Origin of the sequence: Streptomyces sp. MB09-02B, from assembly GCF_033794485.1 — a bacterium.
Taxonomy (GTDB): domain Bacteria; phylum Actinomycetota; class Actinomycetes; order Streptomycetales; family Streptomycetaceae; genus Streptomyces.
On record NZ_JARGEE010000533.1, the window covers coordinates 1 to 5,437 of the forward strand.

Annotated in this window: 5 protein-coding genes and 1 pseudogene; 4 read left to right on the plus strand and 2 right to left on the minus strand. The window is 71.3% G+C overall.

What is annotated here, in order from left to right:
• Positions 1-912 (minus strand): annotated as a pseudogene (locus P1P70_RS39895) (hypothetical protein); the annotation flags it as partial.
• 244 nt (positions 913-1,156) lie between these two features.
• Entirely contained in the window at positions 1,157-2,059 is a 903-nt protein-coding gene (locus tag P1P70_RS39900; RefSeq protein WP_045556445.1) for an RNA polymerase sigma factor SigF, read from the minus strand.
• 247 nt (positions 2,060-2,306) lie between these two features.
• Here P1P70_RS39900 and P1P70_RS39905 point away from each other — a divergent pair, with 247 nt between their 5' ends.
• From P1P70_RS39905 to P1P70_RS39920, 4 genes are all read left to right on the plus strand, one after another.
• Positions 2,307-2,675 carry an STAS domain-containing protein gene (locus P1P70_RS39905; protein ID WP_319246687.1) on the plus strand — a complete coding sequence of 123 codons (369 nt, stop codon included), beginning with the start codon at positions 2,307-2,309 and terminating at the stop codon, positions 2,673-2,675.
• A gap of 391 nt (positions 2,676-3,066) precedes the next feature.
• Positions 3,067-3,582, plus strand: a complete 516-nt coding sequence (locus P1P70_RS39910) for an ATP-binding protein (RefSeq protein WP_319246689.1) — start codon at positions 3,067-3,069, stop codon at positions 3,580-3,582.
• Positions 3,583-3,735: 153 nt separating this feature from the next.
• The gene (locus P1P70_RS39915) at positions 3,736-4,491 is read left to right on the plus strand and encodes an LPXTG cell wall anchor domain-containing protein (RefSeq protein WP_319246690.1); all 756 of its coding nucleotides are present in this window, start codon (positions 3,736-3,738) and stop codon (positions 4,489-4,491) included.
• A gap of 12 nt (positions 4,492-4,503) precedes the next feature.
• Positions 4,504-5,437 (plus strand): hypothetical protein (locus P1P70_RS39920; protein WP_319246692.1); only part of this gene is annotated, 934 nt, incomplete at its 3' end.

A 5,437-nucleotide genomic window follows, 5' to 3' on the forward strand; every position in this document is an offset into this window, starting at 1 on the left:
GGCCGAGGGCGGCGCCGGGGCCTGGGAGGCCCCGGCGCCGCCCTCGGCCCGCGTCCCCGTCGCGCCCCGCGCGTACGCCGTACCGCCCCACGGCAGGAGCCCCTCCGCAAGGGTCGCGCGCGGGCTGTCACGCAGGGCGCGCAGCTCCCCGTACGCGCCCGTGCAGTGCGGGCAGTGCTCCATATGGGCCTGCAGATCGGTGCTGTGGCGAGGGGTGTCCGGCCGTACGGACTCCTCGATCAGCCGGCGGAAGTCCTGGCAGCGCGGGTCGTCGGAGGCAGCCAGACGCACGCGCAGACAGGCCTGGCGCAGGGCGTCGAGCGCGGACTCCCGCTTGTACGTGACGTCGTCGGGGGTCAGGCCGAGGAGTACGGCCGTACGGTCGTCCGGCTCCTCCTCCACGACGCCGTACCAGATGAGGCCCTGTGGTCGGGGCGGCAGCAGTTCGAACGCCGCGAGCAGGGGCGGGACACGGCCGCCGGGAGCCGTGTCCAGCACGACGCGCAGGGCGGGGGCGAGACCGGTCGCGCCGCCGTCCGTGGCCCAGCCGACAGCGACCCGCGCGGCCAGCAGGAGCAGCCGGTGGCGCCAGGGGACGGCCGGTTCGACCCCCCGCGCCGTCTCCTTGGTGGCGACCGTGAAGGCCTGGGTGGCCAGTTCCCGCGCCGAGGACTCGCTTGCGGCGCACAACCGGGCGTAGGCGAGGACCGACGGCTGGTGGCGCTCGCGCAGTTCGCGCAGGGCCGCGTACGCGGTCGGTGAGGCGGTACGCAACAGCGCGGTGAGCCGCGTGTCCGACGCGTTCGCGTACCGGTGCTCGGACCCGTCGTCGGAGCGTGCGCCCGGCGCGCCGGTGTTCTGCTGGTCCTCATGGCCGTCGCCGCCGGGGCGCTCGTCCCGAGCCCGAGTCATCCTCGTGCCTCCTCGCACCCCCGTGTCCGCCCGTCGGCTTCTGGCATACCGAACAGTCTGGCGCGTGACCATAGTGGCGGAAGGTGAACAGGGGGGAAGGGGTTTCTTGCGGTAAGGGGGGTGGGAGGGAGTGAGACAGGGGTCGGGCCGGGAACACTTCGGCCGGGTACGTCAGGAGTGTCGCAACTCCCACCGCACCCGGCCGACTTATATCTCCGTCGCGAACCGCCGTCGCGACGGACGCTCACTCCTCCAGTGTCAGCCCCTTGCGCAGGCGTACCAGCGTGCGGGACAGCAATCGGGAGACGTGCATCTGGGAGATGCCCAGTTCGTCCCCGATCTCGGACTGCGTCATGCCGGCCACGAACCGCAGCGACAGGATCTTCCGGTCGCGCGGCGGCAGTTCGGCGATCAGCGGCTTCAGGGACTCGACGTACTCGATGCCTTCGAGGCCGTGGTCCTCGTAGCCGATCCGGTCCGCCAGGGCTCCCTCGGAGTCGTCCTCCTCGGGCTGGGCGTCCAGCGACGAGGCGGTGTACGCGTTCGACGCCGCCATGCCTTCGACGACCTCGTCGTTCGTCAGCCCGAGGCGCTCCGCCAGCTCTCCCACCGTCGGAGCGCGATCGAGCTTCTGAGCGAGCTCGTCGCCGGCCTTGGCCAGGTCGAGCCGGAGCTCCTGGAGTCTGCGCGGCACCCGCACGGACCAACTCGTGTCGCGGAAGAAGCGCTTGATCTCGCCGACGATCGTCGGCATCGCGAACGTGGGGAACTCGACGCCCCTGCTCAGTTCGAAGCGGTCGATCGCCTTGATGAGGCCGATCGTGCCGACCTGGATGATGTCCTCCATGGGTTCGCTGCGTGAGCGGAACCGGGAGGCGGCGAACTTCACCAGCGCCAGGTTGAGTTCGACCAAAGTGTTGCGGACGTACGAGTATTCGTACGTGCCTTCCTCAAGGGATTCGAGCCGCTCGAAGAGGGTCTTGGACAGGGCTCGCGCGTCCACCGGTCCCACCTCGTCGTACGGGGGGATCTCCGGGAGGTCGGCGAGCGCGTCGCCCGGATTGTGGGCGAGGTCGTCCTGCGTCTCTTCCGGGGCGGATGCCGACGTCGCCCTCTGGGTATGCGATTCGTCGAGCCGGGGTGACATGATGTCCTCCATCGTTCTCGGCATATGGCCGCCGATGCCAATACGTGCACTGCGGTGTGCGGCGCCTCCAAAGCCGGCCGTGTCGATTGGTGTCACTACTAGCCCTACCCGGTTTCCCGAGGTCGTCGCAAGTGCCTCCTGTGGCGAAATGTCCCTTTGTGGGCGATTGTTCGGGTGTCGGGGAGTGTGGAGAAGGCGTAGTGTTCGAGGGCGAGTCAGCAGTCACGACGGTCGGGAGAGAGACGGCATGGACCGTGGGACGGTCGGCAGCGCACAGTCGGGCCGACTACGGGTCGAGGTGCGGGAAGAGGGCCCCAGCGCCGTCGTGACCCCGGCGGGTGAGCTCGATCACCACACCGCCGATCTGTTGCGTGAGCCACTCGAGGGCTGCCTGGACAAGGGGTTCGCGCGTCTGGTGGTGGACTGTTCACGCCTGGAGTTCTGCGACTCCACCGGGCTCAACGTCCTTCTGGGCGTGCGGCTCAGGGCGGAGTCGGCGGGCGGCGGCGTCCATCTGGCGGGCATGCTCCCGGCGGTGGCGCGGGTCTTCGAGATCACCGGGGCGGATGCGGTGTTCACCGTCCACCACACCCTCGAGGACGCCCTGGGCGACTAGGGCCGTTCGGCGCACCCGCCCGTGGCCTCCGTCACGGGCGGCGCCGCCCGGACCGGTCGGCGGCGTCGGGCCTCGGCCTCGGCCGGTCGTACGTCCGGGGGCGCCCCTCAGGTGTCGCACCCCGACCTCCGGGTTATTCGCGTCACAGGTTCTGTGCCGAAAACGTGGGTGTTCTGACGGTTCGCTCGGGCAGGAGACATCCTGAACGCGTCGGTGGTGACTCGGGTACGACCGGGTCCCGGTCCGGCGGCCCGGGAGTACCGCGAGGTGTGACGGAAGTACGGATGGCGCAACGGATGACAGCAGAGAACGGCATGTACCGCGGGTCTTCGTCCCGCACCCTTGATGAGTCCTGAATCGTGAACTGGTGAATCGGTGAGGTGAAGCGCTGATGAGCACCACCCGGCCTTTCTCGCCGGGCGACCGCGGCCCGGAACCGGGTGCCGGCGGCGCTTCCGGGGTGCCAGGCGGAGACCCGCCAGAGGCCCCCGCCGCGAGCCGTCTCCCCCGTCGACTCGGCTTCGACGGCGAGAGCGGAGTGGTGCCGCTCGCCCGCGACTTCACCCGCCAGGCGTTGTACGCGTGGGGGTGGCTCCCGGCCGCGACCGCGGACCAGCGGGCCGCGGCCGAGGACGTGCTGCTGGTGGTCTCCGAGCTGGTCACCAACGCCTGTCTGCACGCCGGGGGCCCGGCCGAGCTGCGGATCGGGTGCGACAACAAGGTGCTGCGCATCGAGGTGTCCGACCGGGGGACGGGCAGCCCGGCGCCGCGCACACCGCACCGGGCCGGACGGCCGGGCGGACACGGGATGTTCATCGTGCAGCGGCTCTGCCTGGACTGGGGGGTCGTACGGGCTCCCGGGGCGTCCGGGAAGACGGTGTGGGCGGAGCTGGGGGCCCCCGCGTAGTGGCGCCCTCCGCCCGGTCCACCACGGACCGCGCCGTCGATGTGTGCGCCGAAAGCAGTCGACACACATCCGAACGCATCCGACACCTGCGCGTGTCTTCCTTCTCCAAGGGCCCCGGCGTACCTTGAGCCGCCGATCTGATGTTCCGTCAGAATGTGGGGTGCCGAGGTGTCGTACCGGACGTACCAGAAACGAACCGCCGCGCTCGCGACCCTCGCGGCCCTGGCCGGGTCGGCGGTGCTGATGGCCGCCCCGGTGGCCCATGCCGAGGTCGTGGACGTCGAGTACAACTGCAAGACGCCGATCGGGGACAAGTCCGCGGTGTCGCCGATCGACATCAAGGGCGTCGAGAGCGGCGACGGCTACAAGATCACGATGTCGTGGCAGAAGGGTGTCTCGTCCAGCCCGGTCGAGCTGGGCAAGGGCGCGATGACACCCAGCGCCACGATCGAACTGGGCGGGGCCGACAGCGGCACGCTCACGGTGACGGGGCCGGCCAACGAGGAGGCGATCCCGGCCAACACACCGATCAAGATCAACGACCTGAGCGGTACCTACATCCCGAAGAAGGCCGGCAAGGTCGAGTTCACCGCGGGGGTCCTCACGATCAAGGCCCTCGGCACGGTGACCACCTGCACCCCGGGCAACGATCCCGGGCCGTCGCTGACCCTCGACGTCACCGCCGGGGGCGGCTCGGGCGGCGGGTCCGACACCGGTGGCTCGGGCGGCTCGAACGCGTCGGGCGGTACGGGTGGTTCGGGCGCCACGGGTGGTTCGGGCGGTGAGCTGCCGCAGACCGGCCCCCTGGACTCGGCGGTCGCCCTCGGCACGCTCGGCGGCACGGTGCTGCTCGCGGGCACGGCCGGGGTGTTGTGGGTGACGCGCAGGAACCAGGCGGTACGTCGCTGACGGGAGCCGGACGTGATCAGTGGGCGGACCCCGGCGTCGTACGCCACCAGGGTGCTCACCCTGGTGGCGCTCGCCCTTGCCCTGGTGCTCCCGGCGCCCCTCGCGGCCGCGGCCGAGCCGGCCGTGAAGCTGTCGAAGTCGGAGGCGGGGACCGGTGGTTCGGTCACCGTGACCGGGAGCGGCTGGCGGCCGAAAGCGATCCTGATGGTGCTGATCTGCGGTCGGTCGACGCCGTCGGGCGGTGTGACCGGGGGCACCGACTCCTGTGCCAACGCCGACGGACAGGCCGTGACCGCCGACGACGAGGGTGCGTTCCGCCGGGAGTTGCCGGTGGCGGAGCCCCCGGTGCCGTGCCCGTGCGTCGTGCACGTCTCCACGATCACCGGTCCGAAGGCCGAGGCCGACGCGGCGTTCCGGGTCGCCGGGCACTCGGTCGAGCCGCTGCCGCGGGAGGTGACCGGCGGACGGCTGTCGCTCCTGACGGAGGGTCGACTGACGGGCTCCAGTGGGCTGTTGACCTGGTTCGGGGCACCACCCGCCCGTGAACTGGTCCTCACCGTCGGCAACGTCGGCACCTCCCCGGTGAAGGATCCGGTCTTCCAAGTGGGCACCTCCCACGGTGTGTTCGCGCCGCGCTGGGAGGAACAGCGGTGGCGCGGCACGGTCCGGCCGGGCGGCGAGGCCCGCATCACCCTGCCCGTCGACCTCGCGGCCGGGGCCCACGGCGACTACACCGTCTCCCTCAAGTACGGCGGCAAGGTCCTCACCGAGCAGCCGTGGAGCGTGGGCCGCCCCTGGGGCGTCACCCTCTTCTGGCTGATGCTGTGCCTCGTCGTGCCCGCCGCGCTGTTCCGGATCGGCATGGCGGTGGTGGACCGCGTGCGGCCGGGCCGCGAGGCGCCCGAGCGGAAACGCCGGACGCGACGTGTCCCGCCCCTCCCCGCCT